This is a genomic window from Escherichia sp. E.sYA108 (assembly GCF_011754335.1).
GTDB classification, from domain to species: domain Bacteria; phylum Pseudomonadota; class Gammaproteobacteria; order Enterobacterales; family Enterobacteriaceae; genus Escherichia; species Escherichia coli.
The window spans coordinates 2,742,225-2,762,897 of the sequence record NZ_JAAQVZ010000001.1 but is presented as its reverse complement, the minus strand read 5'-3'; the positions used below and the strand labels follow the sequence as shown (position 1 = coordinate 2,762,897).

Here is a 20,673-nt window from a genome sequence, read left to right as displayed (position 1 = left end):
CCTGAAGAGAATCAGGGCTTCGCAACCCTGTCATTAAGGAGGAGCTATGTCGTCAACCCTACGAGAAGCCAGTAAAGACACGTTGCAGGCCAAAGATAAAACTTACCACTACTACAGCCTGCCGCTTGCTGCCAAATCACTGGGCGATATCACCCGTCTACCCAAGTCACTCAAAGTTTTGCTCGAAAACCTGCTGCGTTGGCAGGATGGTAAATCGGTTACCGAAGAGGATATCCACGCGCTGGCGGGATGGCTGAAAAATGCCCATGCTGACCGTGAAATTGCCTACCGCCCGGCAAGAGTGCTGATGCAGGACTTTACCGGCGTACCTGCCGTTGTTGATCTGGCGGCAATGCGCGAAGCGGTTAAACGCCTCGGCGGCGATACTGCAAAGGTTAACCCACTCTCACCGGTCGACCTGGTCATTGACCACTCGGTGACCGTCGATCGTTTTGGTGATGATGAGGCATTTGAAGAAAACGTACGCCTGGAAATGGAGCGCAACCACGAACGTTATGTGTTCCTGAAATGGGGAAAGCAGGCGTTCAGTCGGTTTAGCGTCGTGCCGCCAGGCACAGGCATTTGCCATCAGGTTAACCTCGAATATCTCGGCAAAGCAGTGTGGAGCGAATTGCAGGACGGTGAATGGATTGCTTATCCGGATACACTCGTTGGTACTGACTCGCACACCACCATGATCAACGGCCTTGGCGTGCTGGGGTGGGGCGTTGGTGGCATCGAAGCAGAAGCCGCAATGTTAGGCCAGCCGGTTTCCATGCTTATCCCGGACGTAGTGGGCTTTAAACTTACCGGAAAATTACGTGAAGGTATTACCGCCACAGACCTGGTTCTCACTGTTACCCAAATGTTGCGCAAACATGGCGTGGTGGGGAAATTCGTCGAATTTTATGGTGATGGGCTGGATTCACTACCGCTGGCGGATCGCGCCACCATTGCCAATATGTCGCCAGAATATGGTGCCACCTGTGGCTTCTTCCCAATCGATGCTGTCACCCTCGATTACATGCGTTTAAGCGGGCGCAGTGAAGATCAGGTCGAGTTGGTCGAAAAATATGCCAAAGCGCAGGGCATGTGGCGTAATCCGGGCGATGAACCAATTTTTACCAGTGTGTTAGAACTGGATATGAATGACGTTGAAGCGAGCCTGGCAGGGCCAAAACGCCCACAGGATCGCGTTGCACTGCCCGATGTACCAAAAGCATTTGCTGCCAGTAGCGAACTGGAAGTGAATGCCACGCATAAAGATCGCCTGCCGGTCGATTATGTTATGAACGGACATCAGTATCAGTTACCTGATGGCGCTGTGGTCATTGCTGCGATAACGTCGTGCACCAACACCTCTAACCCAAGTGTGTTGATGGCCGCAGGCTTGCTGGCGAAAAAAGCCGTAACGCTGGGCCTCAAGCGGCAACCGTGGGTCAAAGCGTCGCTGGCACCGGGTTCGAAAGTCGTTTCTGATTATCTGGCAAAAGCGAAACTGACACCGTATCTCGATGAACTGGGATTTAACCTTGTGGGATACGGTTGTACCACCTGTATTGGTAACTCTGGACCGTTGCCCGATCCTATCGAAACGGCAATCAAAAAAGGCGATTTAACCGTCGGTGCAGTGCTGTCCGGCAACCGTAACTTTGAAGGCCGTATCCATCCGCTGGTTAAAACCAACTGGCTGGCCTCGCCGCCGCTGGTGGTTGCCTATGCGCTGGCGGGAAATATGAATATCAACCTGGCTTCTGAGCCTATCGGCCATGATCGCAAAGGCGAGCCGGTATATCTGAAAGATATCTGGCCATCGGCACAAGAAATTGCCCGTGCGGTAGACCAAGTCTCCACAGAAATGTTCCGCAAAGAGTACGCAGAAGTTTTTGAAGGCACATCTGAGTGGAAGGAAATTAACGTCACACGATCCGATACCTACGGTTGGCAGGAGGATTCAACCTATATTCGCTTATCGCCTTTCTTTGATGAAATGCAGGCAACACCAGCACCTGTGGAAGATATTCACGGTGCGCGGATCCTCGCAATGCTGGGGGATTCAGTCACCACTGACCATATCTCTCCGGCGGGCAGTATTAAGCCCGACAGCCCGGCGGGTCGATATCTACAAGGTCGGGGTGTTGAGCGGAAAGACTTTAACTCCTATGGTTCGCGGCGTGGTAACCATGAAGTGATGATGCGCGGCACCTTCGCCAATATTCGCATCCGTAATGAAATGGTGCCTGGCGTTGAAGGGGGGATGACGCGCCATTTACCTGACAGCGATGTCGTCTCTATTTATGATGCCGCAATGCGCTATAAGCAGGAGCAAACGCCGCTGGCGGTGATTGCCGGGAAAGAGTATGGATCAGGCTCCAGCCGTGACTGGGCGGCAAAAGGTCCGCGTCTGCTTGGTATTCGTGTTGTGATTGCCGAATCGTTTGAACGAATTCACCGTTCGAATTTAATTGGCATGGGCATCCTGCCGCTGGAATTTCCACAAGGTGTGACGCGTAAAACGTTAGAGCTTACCGGGGAAGAGAAGATTGATATTGGTGATCTGCAAAATCTACAACCCGGCGCGACGGTTCCGGTGACGCTTACGCGCGCGGATGGTAGCCAGGAAGTCGTACCCTGCCGTTGTCGTATCGACACCGCGACGGAGTTGACCTACTACCAGAACGACGGCATTTTGCATTATGTCATTCGTAATATGTTGAAGTAACGAGTATTTGCTTGCCGGTTATTTTGCTTCCGGCAAGCAAATTAATTACACAATGCAAGAGGGTTATTTGTTCAGCAAATGACCCATTTTCTCGGCTTTGGTATCGAGATAATGTTCGTTATTGGGGTTACGACCTACAATCAACGGTACGCGTTCAATAATATTAATCCCTGCTTCGGTCAGAATTTCGACTTTTTTCGGGTTATTGGTTAACAAGCGGACTTCATTGACGCCAAGGAGTTTGAACATATCAGCGCAAAGAGTGAAGTCGCGCTCATCAGCGGCGAAGCCTAACTGGTGGTTAGCCTCTACAGTATCGTAACCTTGATCCTGCAGTGCGTAAGCGCGGATTTTATTCAGCAGACCAATGTTACGACCTTCCTGACGGTGATACAGCAAAATACCACGGCCTTCCTCGGCAATTTGCGTCAATGCCGCTTCGAGCTGGAAGCCACAATCGCAGCGCAAGCTGAACAGGGCGTCACCGGTCAGACATTCGGAATGGACGCGCGCAAGTACCGGGGTATGCCCGGAAATATCGCCATAGACTAGCGCGACATGATCGTGTCCGGTTGCCAGTTCTTCAAATCCCACCATCAGGAAATCGCCCCATGGGGTTGGCAGTTTGGCTTCTGCCACACGTTTAAGCTGCATGAAATTCTCCAGATAATGCTGGTTCTGTATTGGCTTATTTTGCCATAACGAGAAGGGGTTCACCTAATCACGACGCGTCGATCGTTCACGGAATGGCACAAATCTGTCAATTTTTCCTGGAACTGGCATTTTCAGTTATGATTGTGGGACTTATCAAAAAGGAGAGGCCATGCGTTCGATTGCCAGACGTACCGCAGTGGGAGCTGCACTATTGCTTGTCATGCCAGTAGCCGTATGGATTTCTGGCTGGCGTTGGCAACCTGGAGAACAAAGTTGGTTACTAAAAGCGGCTTTTTGGGTTACTGAAACTGTCACCCAGCCCTGGGGCGTCATTACACATTTGATTTTATTCGGCTGGTTTCTCTGGTGTCTGCGTTTTCGCATTAAGGCTGCCATTATGTTATTTGCCATTCTGGCGGCGGCAATCCTTATGGGACAAGGCGTTAAATCCTGGATCAAAGACAAAGTCCAGGAACCACGACCTTTTGTTATGTGGCTGGAAAAAACACATCATATTCCGGTTGATGAGTTCTACACTTTAAAGCGAGCAGAACGCGGAAATCTGGTGAAAGAACAGTTGGCTGAAGAGAAAAATATCCCACAATATTTGCGTTCACACTGGCAGAAAGAGACGGGGTTTGCCTTTCCTTCCGGTCACACGATGTTTGCTGCCAGTTGGGCACTGCTGGCCGTTGGTTTGCTGTGGCCGCGTCGGCGAACGTTAACCATTGCTATCTTGTTGGTCTGGGCAACGGGAGTCATGGGAAGCCGCCTGCTGCTCGGGATGCATTGGCCACGCGATCTGGTTGTAGCTACGTTGATTTCCTGGGCGCTGGTGGCGGTGGCAACGTGGCTTGCGCAACGAATTTGTGGGCCATTAACACCACCTGCGGAAGAAAATCGCGAAATTGCACAACGAGAACAAGAAAGTTAACGCTGGTTGATTTTCCGAATTTAGCCCTTAAATCATCAACAATGCGCGTGGATGCCATTTCGCAGACGGCGCGAAAATGGTACTTTAAAGGGCTATTGCGGTAAGTTGACCATAATTTATTCGCTCTAACCACATAACGGGAAGTAATGTGAAATATTTACTCATTTTCTTACTGGTGTTAGCGATCTTCGTGATTTCGGTCACGTTGGGTGCGCAGAACGATCAACAGGTGACGTTTAATTATCTGTTAGCGCAAGGGGAGTACCGTATTTCCACATTGCTGGCGGTATTGTTTGCTGCGGGGTTTGCTATCGGTTGGTTGATTTGTGGCCTGTTCTGGCTGCGAGTTCGTGTTTCCCTGGCGCGCGCTGAACGTAAAATAAAGCGACTGGAAAACCAGCTTTCACCCGCGACTGACGTGGCTGTAGCGCCGCACTCGTCTGCGTCGAAGGAATAACTTTCTATGCTGGAGTTGTTGTTTCTGCTTTTGCCTGTAGCCGCTGCCTATGGCTGGTATATGGGCCGCAGAAGTGCGCAACAAAACAAGCAAGATGAAGCCAACCGCTTGTCGCGTGATTACGTAGCGGGGGTTAACTTCCTGCTTAGTAATCAACAGGATAAAGCGGTAGACCTGTTTCTCGATATGCTTAAAGAGGATACAGGTACCGTTGAAGCCTACCTTACGCTCGGAAACCTGTTCCGTTCGCGTGGCGAAGTTGATCGCGCTATTCGCATCCATCAGACCCTAATGGAAAGCGCCTCGCTGACCTATGAACAGCGGCTTTTGGCGATTCAACAACTGGGGCGTGATTACATGGCTGCCGGGTTATACGACCGCGCGGAAGACATGTTCAATCAGCTGACCGATGAAACTGACTTCCGCATTGGCGCGCTGCAACAACTGCTACAAATTTACCAGGCTACCAGCGAGTGGCAGAAAGCAATTGATGTTGCCGAACGCCTGGTGAAGCTGGGTAAAGATAAACAGCGCGTCGAAATTGCCCATTTCTACTGTGAGTTAGCTCTGCAGCATATGGCCAGCGACGATCTCGATCGTGCCATGACTTTGCTAAAAAAAGGTGCGGCGGCAGATAAAAACAGCGCCCGCGTATCCATCATGATGGGACGCGTGTTTATGGCGAAAGGAGAATACGCCAAAGCCGTCGAAAGTTTGCAACGTGTCATATCCCAGGACAGAGAACTGGTCAGCGAAACGCTGGAAATGCTGCAAACATGCTATCAGCAGTTGGGTAAAACTGCCGAATGGGCAGAATTCCTGCAGCGCGCGGTGGAAGAGAACACCGGTGCCGATGCTGAATTGATGCTTGCGGATATCATCGAAGCGCGCGACGGTAGTGAGGCCGCACAGGTCTATATTACTCGCCAGCTTCAGCGTCATCCGACCATGCGTGTGTTCCATAAGTTAATGGATTACCACTTAAATGAAGCAGAAGAAGGGCGTGCCAAAGAGAGTCTGATGGTGCTGCGTGACATGGTTGGCGAGAAGGTACGTAGTAAGCCCCGTTATCGCTGCCAGAAATGTGGTTTTACCGCATACACCCTCTACTGGCATTGTCCGTCTTGTCGGGCCTGGTCAACCATTAAACCAATTCGCGGTCTTGATGGCCTGTAATTTTAAAAAAATCCGACTTTAGTTACAACATACTAATTATTGATGTTCTATTGTGCTCCGGCACCGACGGCGCGGAAAAGCCTGCCAGAGGAGAAATCGCAACTGTTAATTTTTTATTTCCACGGGTAGAATGCTCGCCGTTTACCTGTTTCGCGCCACTTCCGGTGCCCATCATCAAGAAGGTCTGGTCATGACGTTAACTGCTTCATCTTCTTCCCGCGCTGTTACGAATTCTCCTGTAGTTGTTGCCCTTGATTATCATAATCGCGATGCCGCGATGGCCTTTGTCGACAAGATCGACCCACGCGATTGTCGTCTGAAGGTCGGCAAAGAGATGTTTACATTGTTTGGGCCACAGTTTGTGAGCGAACTTCAACAGCGTGGTTTTGATATCTTTCTTGACCTGAAATTCCACGATATTCCCAACACTGCAGCACACGCTGTCGCTGCTGCGGCTGACTTAGGCGTGTGGATGGTGAATGTTCATGCCTCCGGTGGGGCGCGTATGATGGCCGCAGCGCGTGAGGCACTGGTTCCGTTTGGCAAAGATGCACCGCTTTTGATTGCTGTGACAGTGTTGACCAGCATGGAAGCCAGCGACCTGGCCGATCTTGGCGTGACACTGTCACCTGCAGATTATGCAGAACGTCTGGCGGCACTGACGCAAAAATGTGGCCTTGATGGTGTGGTGTGTTCTGCTCAGGAAGCTGTGCGCTTTAAACAGGTATTCGGTCAGGAGTTCAAACTGGTTACGCCGGGCATTCGTCCGCAGGGGAGTGATGCTGGTGACCAGCGCCGCATTATGACGCCAGAACAGGCGTTGTCGGCTGGTGTTGATTATATGGTGATTGGTCGCCCGGTAACGCAATCGGTAGATCCAGCGCAGACGCTGAAAGCGATCAACGCCTCTTTACAGCGGAGTGCATGATGAGTGATTCCAACAGTCGTCTGGTCTACTCAACGGAAACCGGACGTATTGATGAGCCAAAAGCGGCCCCTGTACGCCCTAAAGGCGACGGTGTGGTGCGTATTCAGCGTCAGACCAGTGGACGCAAAGGTAAGGGCGTTTGCCTGATTACCGGTGTCGATCTCGATGATGCCGAACTGACGAAACTGGCAGCTGAACTGAAGAAAAAATGCGGCTGCGGCGGAGCAGTTAAAGATGGAATTATTGAAATTCAGGGCGATAAGCGTGATTTATTAAAATCAATGCTTGAAGCGAAAGGGATGAAGGTAAAACTCGCAGGCGGCTAACATAAAAAGCCACGGATATATCCGTGGCTTTCGAATATTTTACTGTGTGTATTATTCAGTTATTTCGTACTGAACAGAATCAAGCGTATTATAATTGCGAGTCGATAATCGACATTTATTTACGATTATTTACCGACCTGGTGACCAATAACACCACCGACGGCTGCACCACCTAATGTACCCAACGTACTGCCATCGGTCAGTACTGCACCGCCTAATGCCCCTGCACCTGCACCGATTGCGGTGTTGCGGTCCCGTTTAGACCAGTTAGAACAGGCACTCAGAGACATTGCCAGGGTAATTGCCAGAACAGCCGCGGTCATTTTTTTGCTCGTTACAAACATAATACTCTCTCCTGAATTTATGATTCACGGAAGTAAGCTCTCTATAACTATAATAGCTAAGAATAAGCCAGGTGAAATTATTCCGTGAAATCCGCTCGCGCGCAGGGTTATATCACGCAGGTGATAATGACTTCCTGTTATATCGCTGATAATAATTTTATATCTTGAGAGTGTTAATAACAGGTAAATAGTCTTAATTATCAACCAGGAATCATCTTAGAGCGGATGATTTGCCAAACTGCAAATCATCCGTAGAGAAGGGAAATGGTTAAATGTCAACGACGTGAACGGTGAGTTTACTGTGCTCAAGATGCATCAGATCGCTGGCGCGTATTTTCGAATCGGTAATCACGCGATTGAATCGCTCAACGGGGCCGATGGAGTATGAATGTACAGCACCAAATTTCGAGCTGTCGGTCAGGACTATCGCCTCGCACTCTTTTTCCAGCACGGCATTGACCACATCGGTACGCATCATATCGCGACCGGTAAACCCAGTTTCAGGTTGCCAGCCATCAATACCAATAAATGCTTTGCTGAAATGCACCTGTTGGATGCACTGGCGTGTCAAAGGGCCAACCATACTTTCGCTTTTTTTCTGGTACACGCCACCGAGCAAAATGACTTCACAAGGCGCGTCTTTCAGCAAATGCGCGATGTAGCTGCTGACCGTGATGATAGTGGCATTTTTCTTCTGCTCGCCCAGAGTCCTGGCGAGCAGGGCATTGCTGCTACCATTTTCGATAAAGATGGTTTCGCCCGGTTGAACCAGTGACGCGGCAAACTCGGCGAGTTCACGCTTCAGCGTATAGTTGCTCATCATACGGGTTTCGACGTCATCACTATCAAGCGAAACTGCAAAACCATGTGCACGTCGGAGGTAACTCAGTTTTTCGAGGGTGTTGAGATCCTGGCGAATGGTAACTTCAGAAACTCCAGTGGCTTTTGCCAGATCGGTTACGCTAACCTGACCCTGGTCAATGACCATCTGTAGAATAGTTTGTTGTCGGGAATTCATCGCTGTAATTCTTATAACGTTATAATACTAAATAAAAAATACTGACGCGCCGGGCATCCTCAAATAGGAAAACCTGAAGGCACGATTGTTAGATCTCCCACGGTGCCTTCGGGATGTCTGGCGTAGATTCAGCAACCTGGCGCAAGAGTTCTGCTTTAAGTATCTCGAGATTATGGATCGCAGAGTGGTAATCGCCTGCCACAAGGATATCTAACACAATATCAATACGTTCGGCAACGCGTTGGGCATCAAATTCAGACATCAAGGACATCCTTATAGCAAAAGGGGAAAAATGAATAATGCAAAAATTGCCGCTAAAAGAGAAGTGTTTAACAGCAACGGCTAATTATCATCCGGGAATACGATATATAATGACGGAATATAGCGCTAAGTATATATATTCATCTACTTATGCGCGCTTCAGATAGCGTTTATACCAGCGTTCGAAGGCAACGGCGGGCATCGGTTTGGCAAACAAAAATCCTTGTCGCTCATTGATCCCGTTCTTGGTTAAAAAAGCATCTTCCTTTGCACTTTCTACACCTTCGGCGATCACCTGAAGATTCAATGCCTGGGCCACAGCGACGATCGCCCGGACCAGTGATTGCGAGACAGGCTGTTTGTGAATATCCCGAACAAAAACCTGGTCAAGTTTGATGGCATCGATCGGAAAGCGCGCCAGTTGCGAAAGTGAAGAGTAGCCGGTACCAAAATCGTCCAGATGAACTTGCGCACCTAATCGGCTAAATTGTTGAATAACAGACAGTGCCAGTTCATCATTCTCAATCAGGCAGCTCTCCGTCAGTTCAACATCTATAGGGCAGTATTCAAAATTGAGTTCCTGGAGAACCTGTTTCAGGGCGGTGAAAATGGTTTGATCGGCGAGCTGACGTGCAGAAATATTTACCGCCACTCGCAGGTTAATGCCTTTATCCCGCCACTTCGCTACCTGGCGTACGACATCGAGAATCACCCAACGGCCTAAAGGCACAATTAGCCCTGATTCTTCGGCGTAGGAAATGAAGTCCAACGGTGGAATCAACCCACGTTCAGGTGACTGCCAACGTACTAGTGCTTCCAGACTGCGCACTTCGCCACGCCAGGTGATTTTCGGTTGATAGTGAATAACCAACTGATCGTTTTCCAGTGCTTTACGCAAGTTGGTATCCAGCCAGAGATATTCAAATACCCGCTGATTCATTTCTGGGGTAAAAACGCAAAATTGTCCTCGTCCGCCTTCCTTCGCTGTGTACATTGCTGTGTCGGCGTGACGAATAATAGCCGCGCTGTCCGAACCATGTTCGGGAGAGAGTGAAATACCTACTGAACAGCTGGTATAAACTTCAATTAAACCAATGCGAAAGGGGAGTCGTAAGCGGGTCAAAATTCGTGATGCCAATGCTTCCAGCGCGCTTTGTGAGGTATTGGATGCCAGTACCAGAAACTCATCGCCACCTGGACGCGCCAATACTTGGTCATGTTCGAGACAGCTTAAAATAGCCAATGACACGTCGCGTAATAACTGGTCACCAAACAAATGCCCATAGGCGTCGTTGACCTTTTTAAAATTATCCAAATCAAGATACACAACCCCAACTTTATTGTTATCTGCCTGATTAATAGCGTGATCGATTAACTCCTGCATCGCGTTACGATTCGGCAGTCCGGTGATACTGTCGGTATTTGCCAGAATACGCAGTCGCTCCTGAGCGCGGCGCTCTTCGGTAATGTCGGTGCCGGAACAGATTAAAAAAATCTCGTTTTTGCCACTGCCGCTGTGGACAAATTTATTGCGAAACAGAAACAGCCGCTGGCCTTTACGTGTTGGTATCCATAGTTCGACTTCATATGCATTGCCGCTTCGAAAAAATACACGGTTATTGCGCCTGGATGCCGCAGCTTCACGACGACTCATAAACAGTTTAAACACGCTTTGCCCAATGACGTCGTGTTCTTTCAACCCTGTGTAATCTTCACATAACCGATTGAAGCGCTGGATATTCCCCCGGCTGTCGAGAATCACTATTGCGGAATGTGCTTCAGAAACTACCTGCTCAGCAAAGGAAAGCCCATGTGATAAATCACGAGCAACCGCCGGTGTGTCATGCCATGCAGACGCGTTGCCTCCCCATTCTCGTTTATTGATTTTTCGTCCTACCAGATGCACAGAAAGATCGCTTTCATCGACGGTCAGACTCATCATCAGGCTGGAGGTGATGACCGTCATTTCCCTGATGCGAGCAGCCTGTTCGGCAGATAGTTGCAAAATACGATCGGGTTCTGTGATTTCGGTGGTAGAAAAGCGCAAAACATCGCTGCTTTCCGTCAACCGCCAGTATGGATTGTGCGATCCGAGAAAGTTGTACAACGTTGTGGACTCCCTAACGGTTTTCATGATGCATATCCTCCGGTTAACAGCGGAGTCCGCAGTTAAATAAAAGGAACAACATGACTTACATGAAATTAACGGCGGCTAAACACATTGTTTTTTTATATATTTATTTGTAATCCAGTTTTGGAAAAACGCCAGTTTTCAAACGAAAGTCAGTTAAAAATCTGCCGGGATATGACGAAGGTTGAGCGGGGAAATAAACGGCCCATCCATGAGGAATGGGCCGTGAAAGGAGATTACGCGACTGGGCGCGCAATAATGCTGCGGGTTTCCATGCGGACTTCGGCAATGGTGACGTCAATAACGTCAGTCACTTTGTAAGCCGTTTCACCTTTAATTTGTACAGTGCCGTTTTCCTGGCTGCAAACCAGTTCATCGCGCACAGCGTGTAAGAAAGGTGCTGGAATAAAGGCGATAGCGCCGTTATCAACCAAACGAACACGCATGCCGCCACGGCTGATATCGACAATTTCCGCCGCGAAACGGGTGTCGGTCCCGGCTTTGTCTTTCAGGAAGCGTGCGTATAACCAGTCGCCAACATCACGTTCTGCCATCCGGTTGAGACGGCGACGCTCGGCCATTTGGACAGTGATTTCATCCTGTGGACGCGTCGCAGTTTCGCCTTTGATAACCGCTTTCAGCAGACGGTGGTTGATCATGTCGCCATATTTACGGATCGGCGAAGTCCAGGTGGCGTATGCTTCCAGACCGAGGCCAAAGTGAGGACCGGGTTCAGTGCTAATTTCAGCAAATGACTGGAAGCGACGAATGCGGCTGTCGAGGAAACCAGTTGGTTGCGCATCCAGTTCACGACGCAGTTTGCAGAAACCGTCCAGCGTGAGCACTTCTTCAGCATCGACATGCAGACCGTGCGTTTTCAGCAACGCTGCCAACGCGTCGGCATTCGCCGGATCAAAGCCCATATGCACGTTATAGATGCCAAAACCGAGCTTATCGCGCAGTACGCGGGCCGCACAAATGTTAGCGGCAATCATCGCTTCTTCGACGATACGGTTGGCAATGCGACGAGGCTCGGCGACGATATCCAGCACTTCACCTTTTTCACCGAGAATAAAGCGGTAATCCGGGCGATCTTTAAACACCAGTGCGTGGTTATGACGCCACTCGCCGCGGCGTTGGCAAATTTGTGCTAGCAAACGGACTTGTTCGGCAATTGCTTCGCTTTCAGGCTGCCAGTCACCGGTATTTTCCAGCCAGTCAGAAACCTGGTCATACACCAGCTTCGCTTTGGATTCGATGGTGGCGGCAAAGAATTCGATATTATCTTCAATGGTGCCATCAGTGGAGAGCGTCATGCGGCATGCCAGTACCGGGCGGACTTCATTGGCGCGCAGTGAGCAGAGATCGTCAGAAAGCTCGCGAGGCAGCATAGGGATGTTGAAGCCAGGCAGATAGTTGGTGAATGCGCGAATTTTCGCGGCTTTGTCCAGCTTGCTGCCTTCAGCAATCCACGCGGTTGGATCGGCAATCGCCACAATCAGCTGAAGTTTGCCATCCGGTAACGCCTTGGCGAAAAGGGCGTCATCCATATCTTCTGTGCTGGCACTGTCGATGGTGACAAAATCCAGCGCAGTCAGATCTTCACGAACCAGACCTTCATCGAGCATTTCGGTAGCGACGCCGTCTGGTGCTTCTTTTTCCAGATTATGACGCGCAAGGGTAACCCACCACGGTACAAAGTGATCGTCACCAAAAGTGATGTATTGTGTCAGTTCAGCATAGAAAGAACGATCGCCTTTCAGCGGATGACGGCGCATTTCGGCAACCGCCCAGTCGCCTTCTTTAAACTCGTGGTTCAGGCCACGGGCTGCGCGGCAAGGAATGGCGTCTTTTAAGAGTGGATGATCAGGAACGATGGCCAGACGGTCATTTTTGCCCTGAACTTTACCCACGAAACGAGTCAGGAACGGTTCAACCAGTTCTTCTGGCTCCGCGGATTCACGTTCTTTTTCACTGTGGATCACCGCGATAATTCGGTCGCCATGCATGACTTTTTTCATCTGCGGCGGCGGAATGAAATAACTTTTTTGCGCGTCGACTTCCAGGAAGCCAAAGCCTTTTTCTGTGGCTTTTACCACCCCTTCAGCGCGTGGCGTCTGGGAATGCAGTTGCTGTTTAAGCTGCGCTAGCAGCGGGTTGTCCTGAAACATAATTGTCTATTTTGGTGGCCATTAGAGCGGCTGACAGTTTTACGCGAATCTGTCTGACGCGGCAAGGTTAATATGTCTCACCCAACGCGATTTTTAAGCGATTTATCCAGCCACACAGCCCGCTCCATACCAGCAGATTAATAATCTGCGTTGATGATTTTTCGTGTTCGAGTAATGGGCTGAACTGGGCGGCGCTAAAGCGATCGGGTGCTCGGGTCAGCCATTGTATCGCCTGAACGGTAGCGCGCTCAACAGAATGACGGTCAGCCCATCGGTTAATTTCATTTTCGCCCTTGCGCAGAAAGGGGCTGATTTTTTTATATTCATTTGATGAATTCATACAGGCGGCAAAACAAGCAGGACTGCCATTTATCCGCGCGCATAACAACGCCGCAAGCTGATTATCCGGCTGTGTATTGACCCGTGTGCTGTTTAACAACTTTTCGAGAAGGGAAAGTGAAATAGGGTGGAGAGAGAGTGTTTCGGCCAGTTGGCAAAGTTCTGCAGTTGAACTTTTTGTGTGCTCTTCAGGGAGTTTTTCCACCTCATAGCTGCTTCGCCAGCGTAATGATTCATCAGCAAACAGTGACGCGTCGGCGTAGTTTTGTATCTCCAGCCCGGGTAACCAGCGTACCGGATACCCGAGATAAGCCTGAAATGTCGCAATTGTCCGCGCCTGAAAGCCAATAAAACCAATGATTTGGTTAATGATCACACAGTCACAGACAGTAAGACCAACGTCATTCAGATGCTGGCGCGATCGGTTGTCGATAATAGAAGGCGAGCTAGCCAGTTGGCGGGCATATTGCGTGATTTGTGCCAACCGATGATTACTTTCCCTGGAGGAATCAGGCCCGGGGAGCGGCGTAAGTCGCGCCGAATAGTAGTTACATAACCGTTGGACGCCGCAAACCTGAGCAACCGTCAGGGCCGTCGACAAGCGTTCATAAGCGGTGAAGGTCTGTGAACGGGTCACGGTAAGCGGGTCAGGGAACAACTCTACTGCAAGAACGCGCGCAGGGACCAGCCATGAAAGGAAGGGTGCCAGCGTTTCTTCATCAAGGATCACGTCGAGCAGAAAGGGATCGCTGACCTTTGCGGCTTCCGGGACCAGAGGCAGAACGTCATACTCCGCAGTACTGGATTGCGTTTCATGATACCAGTGGCTTTTGCCGGTGATGTGGCGTTGTTCCATGGGCGCTCCTTGGTCGTAAAGGAAATCGTTATCCTGACGCAAGGCGGGAAGGGGAGAAAGACGGATCGGCGATAACAAATATCAGAAAGGTATAACAGAGATAACGGGCGGCAGAACGCCGCCCAATATTTACCAACAGAACGATTATTTCAGTTCGAGTTCGTTCATTGCAGCGATGCTGAAACCGCCGTCAACGTGGACCACTTCACCGGAGATACCGGCAGAGAGATCGGAGCACAGGAATGCCGCGGAGTTACCCACATCTTCAATAGTAACGGTACGGCGAATCGGGGTAACGGCTTCGCAATGAGCCAGCATTTTGCGGAAGTCTTTGATACCGGAAGCCGCCAGAGTACGGATCGGACCAGCAGAGATGGCGTTAACACGCACACCTTCCGGACCCATCGCGTTCGCCATATAGCGCACGTTCGCTTCCAGAGACGCTTTTGCCAGACCCATAACGTTGTAATTCGGGATAGCGCGCTCAGCGCCAAGGTAGGAAAGGGTCAGCAGGGCAGAACCCGGATTCAGCATGGAGCGGCAAGCTTTTGCCATTGCAACGAAGCTGTAGGAGCTGATGTCGTGGGCAATTTTGAAGCCTTCACGAGTAACGGCGTTAACATAGTCACCATCCAGCTGATCGCCAGGTGCAAAACCAATAGAGTGTACGAAACCGTCAAATTTCGGCCAAACTTTCCCCAGTTCAGCGAACATGGTGTCGATGCTGGTATCTTCGGCAACATCGCACTGCAGAACGATGTCAGAACCCAATTGAGCGGCAAATTCTTCTACGCGGCCTTTCAGTTTGTCGTTCTGGTAGGTGAATGCCAGTTCAGCTCCTTCGCGGTGCATCGCCTGAGCGATACCGTAGGCGATGGACAGTTTGCTGGCAACACCGGTTACCAGAATGCGCTTACCGGAAAGAAAACCCATAGCTTTAATCCTTATTGTTGATGCTTGTTGTGCCTGAAAATCAGGCGATTCGTCGTTTTAGTAAACAGTACGAACAGATAAACGGTTATTATAATCAACCTGGCTGTGGGTGGCTATAGTTGCGCTTTCTGTAGCGGAGAGAAGCTGCGGTACAGAGCATTTTGCGTTATCTACTCCTGACGCCTGCAAGGGGGAGGTTGGGGAAATATCTTATAGAATCTGACTATGAAACTATTCGTATTAGCTCCGATAAATTTGATGATGAAAACAGAACTGGCGACAACAAGTCGCTGTCTTTCTGATGAATTGACCCCAACTTAATATTGTCAACTATCTTCACAGAATCTCCACAATCTCTTCATTATCAGAATATGCATCATGAATAAGATAAAAATACTTTCCATTACTTTGGAGAAACGTATAATTAGCAAAAATGAGAACGATCATTCTCATCAAGTGATAGGCCAGGAGACAGAAATGACCAGCAAGCTGGAGATACGCCACAAACAGCGCCAGGATGAAATCATTAACGCCGCCCGTCGGTGTTTTCGTCGCTGCGGATTTCATGCCGCCAGTATGTCGCAAATTGCCAGCGAAGCTCAGCTTAGCGTGGGTCAGATATATCGTTACTTCGCCAACAAAGACGCCATTATTGAAGAGATGGTTCGTCGTATCATCGACTTTCGTATTGCCCAAATGGACATTGACGCGCGTACCGATCACTTCCCGGAAGTCCTTGCCTTGCGTAAATCCTTAAATGAGGACGACGACGCGCTGATGCTGGAAGTGGCTGCAGAAGCCACACGCAACCCGCGGGTTATGGCAATGCTTGAAGAAGCTGACGCCAGAATGTTCGCTAACGGTTGTGCACATATGAAAAGAATGCATCCCCATCTTAGCGACGAGCACATTCGTTGCTGCGTTGAAGTGTTTGCTACCATGATGGAAGGTACGGTTTATCGTCGTTTAACACCGCAAAAAAGCGATCCACAACATCTGCAGGAAATATATCAGGATATTGTTAGTATGTTGATAAATAAATAAGAACAGAATTAACCAATAGCGGGGGATATTAATCCCCCTTATTTCATTGCGAAATTCATTTCGCGATGCGGGTTCGTTATAACTGAATATCCCTGACATATCCTCATTAATTTCAATGAGGAGGGTATTTCTCACCCTGGAGAAAATAATGAAGTATATAGCAACATCTGTAGTGGCAATGCTGCTCTTATCGGGTTGTGATAATACGCAAAGTAACAATTCATCCCCGTCAGAAACAGAAGTCGGCGTTGTTACGCTCAAATCTCAACCGGTTTCGGTAGTCAGTGAATTAACCGGACGTACCAGTGCTGCGCTCAGTGCTGAAGTACGTCCGCAGGTTGGGGGAATTATCCAGAAACGCTTATTTAAGGAAGGTGATCTGGTCAAGGCTGGACAGCCTCTCTACCAGATTGATGCGGCCAGTTATCAGGCTGCATGGAATGAAGCCCGGGCAGCATTACAACAAGCACAGGCACTGGTAAAAGCCGATTGCCAGAAAGCGCAGCGTTATACCCGACTGGTGAAAGAGAACGGTGTTTCACAACAGGATGCTGATGATGCTCAGTCTACCTGTGCACAAGATAAAGCCAGTGTAGAGGCGAAAAAAGCCGCACTGGAAACTGCGCGCATTAATCTTGACTGGACCACGGTAACCGCACCGATTTCGGGGCGTATTGGCATTTCGTCGGTAACCCCTGGCGCACTGGTGACCGCGTCGCAGGATACAGCGTTAACGACTATTCGTGGTCTGGATACAATGTATGTCGACCTCACTCGCTCCAGTGTCGATTTATTACGTCTGCGTAAACAGTCACTGGCGACCAACAGTGACACCATGAGCGTCTCACTTATTCTGGAAGATGGCACAACCTACAGCGAAAAAGGGCGTCTGGAACTCACCGAAGTCGCGGTGGATGAGTCTACCGGTTCGGTGACATTACGGGCAATTTTCCCCAATCCACAACAGCAGTTATTACCGGGAATGTTTGTTCGCGCTCGTGTCGATGAAGGCGTGATGGAAGACGCTATTCTCGCGCCTCAACAGGGCGTTACGCGCGATGCTAAAGGCAATGCAACTGCGCTGGTGGTGAATAAAGACAATAAAGTAGAGCAGCGAACGCTCGAAACGGGAGAAACGTATGGTGATAAATGGCTGGTGCTGAACGGCCTGCACAACGGCGACCGACTGATTGTTGAAGGTTCTGCCAAAGTCACTTCAGGGCAGACCGTCAAGGCTGTTGAAGTTCAGGCTAATGGAGGCAACGCCTGATGTTTTCGCGCTTTTTTGTTCGCCGCCCGGTCTTTGCCTGGGTTATCGCCATTTTGATTATGTTGGCGGGGATTCTGGCTATTCGCACATTGCCCGTCGCGCAATATCCTGACGTTGCACCGCCGACCATTAAAATTTCAGCCACTTATACTGGTGCTTCTGCCGAAACGCTGGAGAACAGCGTGACTCAGGTTATCGAGCAACAACTCACTGGGCTTGATAATTTACTCTATTTCAGCTCAACCAGTAGCTCTGATGGTTCGGTCAGTATTAATGTGACCTTTGAACAAGGTACCGATCCAGATACTGCACAGGTTCAGGTGCAGAATAAAATTCAGCAGGCGGAGTCGCGCCTACCCAGCGAAGTGCAGCAAACGGGTGTTACGGTGGAGAAATCACAAAGCAACTTTTTGCTGATTGCTGCCGTGTATGACACCACTGACAAAGCCTCCAGTTCGGATATCGCCGACTGGCTGGTCAGTAACGTTCAGGACCCCCTGGCGCGTGTTGAAGGTGTGGGGAGTCTGCAAGTCTTTGGCGCGGAATACGCCATGCGCATCTGGCTCGACCCGGCCAAACTGGCGTCTTACTCGCTGATGCCTTCAGACGTGCAAAGTGCTATTGAAGCGCAAAACGTGCAGGTTACTGCCGGGAAAATAGGGGCATTGCCTTCACCGAATACTCAGCAACTGACCGCAACGGTACGTGCGCAGTCTCGCTTGCAGACGGTGGATCAGTTCAAAAATATTATCGTGAAAAGCCAGTCAGACGGCGCAGTTGTTCGTATAAAAGATGTGGCTCGCGTTGAGATGGGCAGTGAAGATTATACCGCTATTGGCAAACTTAACGGTCACCCGTCTGCCGGGGTTGCTGTAATGCTTTCGCCCGGTGCGAATGCGCTGAATACGGCGACGCTGGTCAAGGATAAGATTGCCGAATTCCAGCGGAACATGCCGCAGGGATACGACATCGCATACCCGAAAGACAGCACTGAATTTATTAAAATCTCCGTAGAGGACGTAATTCAGACGCTGTTTGAAGCCATCGTATTGGTGGTTTGCGTGATGTATTTATTCCTGCAAAACCTGCGTGCCACACTGATTCCGGCGTTAGCTGTCCCCGTCGTTTTGCTGGGCACATTCGGCGTTCTTGCGTTGTTTGGCTATTCGATTAATACCCTGACGTTGTTTGCAATGGTGCTGGCGATCGGCTTGCTGGTGGACGATGCCATTGTGGTGGTAGAGAACGTCGAACGCATTATGCGTGACGAAGGGTTGCCCGCGCGTGAAGCCACGGAAAAATCAATGGGCGAGATTTCTGGCGCACTGGTTGCCATTGCGCTGGTGTTGTCAGCCGTATTCCTGCCGATGGCCTTCTTTGGGGGATCTACGGGCGTAATTTATCGTCAGTTCTCCATCACCATCATCTCCGCAATGCTGCTTTCCGTGGTGGTGGCATTGACCTTGACTCCCGCCCTGTGCGGTTCCGTCCTCCAGCATGTTCCGCCACATAAAAAAGGCTTTTTCGGCGCATTTAACCGCTTTTACCGCCGTACTGAAGATAAATATCAGCGAGGCGTAATTTATGTCCTGCGCCGTGCAGCCCGAACGATGGGGCTTTATGTCGTGCTGGGTGGTGGAATGGCCCTGATGATGTGGAAGCTGCCGGGCAGTTTCTTACCCACTGAAGACCAGGGCGAAATCATGGTGCAGTACACGCTGCCGGCCGGGGCGACCGCTGCCCGTACAGCAGAAGTGAATCGCCAGATTGTTGACTGGTTCCTGATTAACGAGAAAGCAAATACCGATGTCATCTTTACCGTTGATGGTTTCAGTTTTAGCGGCAGCGGACAGAACACCGGGATGGCGTTTGTTTCGTTGAAAAACTGGTCTCAACGTAAAGGGGCAGAAAACACCGCCCAGGCTATCGCCCTACGGGCTACCAAAGAGCTGGGCACAATTCGTGATGCCACGGTATTTGCGATGACGCCGCCAGCCGTTGATGGGCTGGGGCAAAGCAATGGTTTTACGTTTGAATTGTTAGCTAACGGTGGAACCGATCGTGAAACACTGCTGCAAATGCGTAATCAGTTGATAGAAAAAGCGAATCAAAGTCCGGAGTTACATTCTGTACGCGCCAATGATTTGCCACAAATGCCGCAATTGCAGGTAGATATTGATAGTAATAAAGCGGTGTCATTAGGGTTGAGTTTGAATGATGTCACCGACACCCTGTCCAGTGCGTGGGGCGGTACTTATGTGAATGACTTTATTGACCGTGGTCGTGTGAAAAAAGTCTACATTCAGGGCGACAGCGAATTTCGTTCCGCGCCGTCAGACTTAGGTAAATGGTTTGTGCGCGGTAGCGATAACGCCATGACACCATTCTCTGCTTTTGCGACCACCCGCTGGCTGTATGGACCGGAAAGACTGGTGCGCTACAACGGCTCGGCAGCCTATGAAATTCAGGGCGAAAACGCGACTGGCTTTAGTTCCGGCGATGCAATGACAAAAATGGAGGAACTGGCAAACAGTCTTCCTGCGGGAACAACCTGGGCCTGGAGTGGTTTGTCATTGCAGGAGAAACTGGCCAGCGGTCAGGCATTAAGTCTGTATGCAGTTTCTATTCTGGTGGTTTTCCTCTGCCTTGCAGCACTGTACGAAAGCTGGTCAGTCCCGTTCTCGGTCATTCTGGTGATCCCTCTGGGGCTTCTTGGCGCGGCGCTGGCGGCCTGGATGCGTGATTTAAACAACGACGTTTACTTCCAGGTAGCGCTATTAACTACTATCGGCTTGTCGTCGAAAAACGCCATTCTGATTGTGGAATTTGCTGAAGCGGCGGTTGCAGAGGGCTATTCCTTGAGTCGTGCGGCATTACGCGCGGCGCAGACTCGTTTACGCCCAATCATCATGACCTCGCTGGCGTTTATTGCGGGGGTAATGCCGCTGGCGATAGCAACCGGCGCAGGGGCGAACAGCCGCATCGCCATTGGTACGGGCATTATTGGCGGCACGCTGACCGCTACATTACTGGCCATTTTCTTCGTTCCTCTGTTTTTTGTACTGGTGAAACGTTTGTTTGCCGGTAAACCGCGCCGTCAGGAGTAAGT

At 50.1% G+C, this 20,673-nt stretch carries 18 protein-coding genes and 1 pseudogene; 11 read left to right on the top strand and 8 right to left on the bottom strand.

The window, feature by feature from the left end:
* Positions 1-46: 46 nt before the first annotated feature.
* Entirely contained in the window at positions 47-2,722 is a 2,676-nt protein-coding gene (gene acnA / locus HBM92_RS13015) for an aconitate hydratase AcnA (RefSeq protein WP_000099498.1), read from the top strand.
* 63 nt (positions 2,723-2,785) lie between these two features.
* Here acnA and ribA read toward each other — a convergent pair whose 3' ends face one another.
* Entirely contained in the window at positions 2,786-3,376 is a 591-nt protein-coding gene (gene ribA / locus HBM92_RS13010) for a GTP cyclohydrolase II (protein WP_001176294.1), read from the bottom strand.
* Positions 3,377-3,545: 169 nt separating this feature from the next.
* Between ribA and pgpB the strand changes: the two genes are divergently transcribed.
* From pgpB to yciH, 5 genes are all read left to right on the top strand, one after another.
* Positions 3,546-4,310: a phosphatidylglycerophosphatase B gene (gene pgpB, locus HBM92_RS13005; protein ID WP_001256548.1), complete on the top strand. Its 765-nt coding sequence runs from the start codon at positions 3,546-3,548 to the stop codon at positions 4,308-4,310.
* A gap of 148 nt (positions 4,311-4,458) precedes the next feature.
* Positions 4,459-4,767, top strand: coding sequence for a lipopolysaccharide assembly protein LapA (gene lapA, locus HBM92_RS13000; protein WP_000876285.1), 309 nt, complete (start codon positions 4,459-4,461; stop codon positions 4,765-4,767).
* A gap of 6 nt (positions 4,768-4,773) precedes the next feature.
* Positions 4,774-5,943: a lipopolysaccharide assembly protein LapB gene (gene lapB, locus HBM92_RS12995; protein WP_000891370.1), complete on the top strand. Its 1,170-nt coding sequence runs from the start codon at positions 4,774-4,776 to the stop codon at positions 5,941-5,943.
* Positions 5,944-6,133: 190 nt separating this feature from the next.
* Entirely contained in the window at positions 6,134-6,871 is a 738-nt protein-coding gene (gene pyrF, locus HBM92_RS12990) for an orotidine-5'-phosphate decarboxylase (protein ID WP_001357400.1), read from the top strand.
* Complete coding sequence (gene yciH, locus HBM92_RS12985; RefSeq protein WP_001443123.1) at positions 6,871-7,197, top strand: stress response translation initiation inhibitor YciH; 327 nt, start codon at positions 6,871-6,873, stop codon at positions 7,195-7,197. Before pyrF ends, yciH begins: the two co-directional genes overlap by 1 nt.
* Positions 7,198-7,322: 125 nt before the next feature.
* On the opposite strand, the gene osmB is transcribed toward yciH, so the two are convergent.
* From osmB to yciZ, 3 genes are all read right to left on the bottom strand, one after another.
* On the bottom strand, positions 7,323-7,541 hold the full coding sequence (osmB, locus tag HBM92_RS12980; protein ID WP_000498253.1) for an osmotically-inducible lipoprotein OsmB: 219 nt from the start codon (positions 7,539-7,541) through the stop codon (positions 7,323-7,325).
* 268 nt (positions 7,542-7,809) lie between these two features.
* On the bottom strand, positions 7,810-8,559 hold the full coding sequence (locus tag HBM92_RS12975; RefSeq protein ID WP_001088608.1) for a DNA-binding transcriptional regulator YciT: 750 nt from the start codon (positions 8,557-8,559) through the stop codon (positions 7,810-7,812).
* An 88-nt stretch (positions 8,560-8,647) separates the two neighbouring features.
* Positions 8,648-8,821: a protein YciZ gene (yciZ, locus tag HBM92_RS12970; RefSeq protein ID WP_001288368.1), complete on the bottom strand. Its 174-nt coding sequence runs from the start codon at positions 8,819-8,821 to the stop codon at positions 8,648-8,650.
* Positions 8,822-8,858: 37 nt separating this feature from the next.
* On the opposite strand from yciZ, the gene ymiD reads away from it, so the two are divergent.
* Complete coding sequence (gene ymiD / locus HBM92_RS25355) at positions 8,859-8,987, top strand: protein YmiD (protein ID WP_023148853.1); 129 nt, start codon at positions 8,859-8,861, stop codon at positions 8,985-8,987.
* Here the strand turns inward: ymiD and pdeR are convergent.
* Positions 8,969-10,954, bottom strand: a complete 1,986-nt coding sequence (gene pdeR / locus HBM92_RS12965; RefSeq protein WP_000859933.1) for a cyclic di-GMP phosphodiesterase — start codon at positions 10,952-10,954, stop codon at positions 8,969-8,971. The genes ymiD and pdeR overlap by 19 nt on opposite strands.
* Positions 10,955-11,007: 53 nt before the next feature.
* Between pdeR and HBM92_RS12960 the strand changes: the two are divergent.
* Positions 11,008-11,111: pseudogene (locus HBM92_RS12960) on the top strand (hypothetical protein).
* Positions 11,112-11,187: 76 nt separating this feature from the next.
* On the opposite strand, the gene rnb reads toward HBM92_RS12960, so the two are convergent.
* From rnb to fabI, 3 genes are all read right to left on the bottom strand, one after another.
* Positions 11,188-13,122 (bottom strand): exoribonuclease II, encoded by a 1,935-nt coding sequence (rnb, locus tag HBM92_RS12955; protein WP_000485012.1) that lies wholly within the window; start codon positions 13,120-13,122, stop codon positions 11,188-11,190.
* A gap of 67 nt (positions 13,123-13,189) precedes the next feature.
* Positions 13,190-14,317 (bottom strand): carboxymuconolactone decarboxylase family protein, encoded by a 1,128-nt coding sequence (locus HBM92_RS12950; protein WP_001443124.1) that lies wholly within the window; start codon positions 14,315-14,317, stop codon positions 13,190-13,192.
* A gap of 144 nt (positions 14,318-14,461) precedes the next feature.
* Complete coding sequence (gene fabI, locus HBM92_RS12945) at positions 14,462-15,250, bottom strand: enoyl-ACP reductase FabI (RefSeq protein ID WP_000506492.1); 789 nt, start codon at positions 15,248-15,250, stop codon at positions 14,462-14,464.
* Positions 15,251-15,727: 477 nt separating this feature from the next.
* Between fabI and HBM92_RS12940 the strand changes: the two genes are divergently transcribed.
* From HBM92_RS12940 to HBM92_RS12930, 3 genes are all read left to right on the top strand, one after another.
* A complete protein-coding gene (locus tag HBM92_RS12940) occupies positions 15,728-16,294 on the top strand; it encodes a TetR/AcrR family transcriptional regulator (protein WP_000202113.1) in 567 nt (188 codons plus the stop codon).
* 148 nt (positions 16,295-16,442) lie between these two features.
* Entirely contained in the window at positions 16,443-17,564 is a 1,122-nt protein-coding gene (locus tag HBM92_RS12935) for an efflux RND transporter periplasmic adaptor subunit (RefSeq protein WP_000873806.1), read from the top strand.
* The gene (locus HBM92_RS12930; protein WP_000492814.1) at positions 17,564-20,671 is read left to right on the top strand and encodes an efflux RND transporter permease subunit; all 3,108 of its coding nucleotides are present in this window, start codon (positions 17,564-17,566) and stop codon (positions 20,669-20,671) included. Before HBM92_RS12935 ends, HBM92_RS12930 begins: the two co-directional genes overlap by 1 nt.
* Positions 20,672-20,673 lie beyond the last annotated feature (2 nt).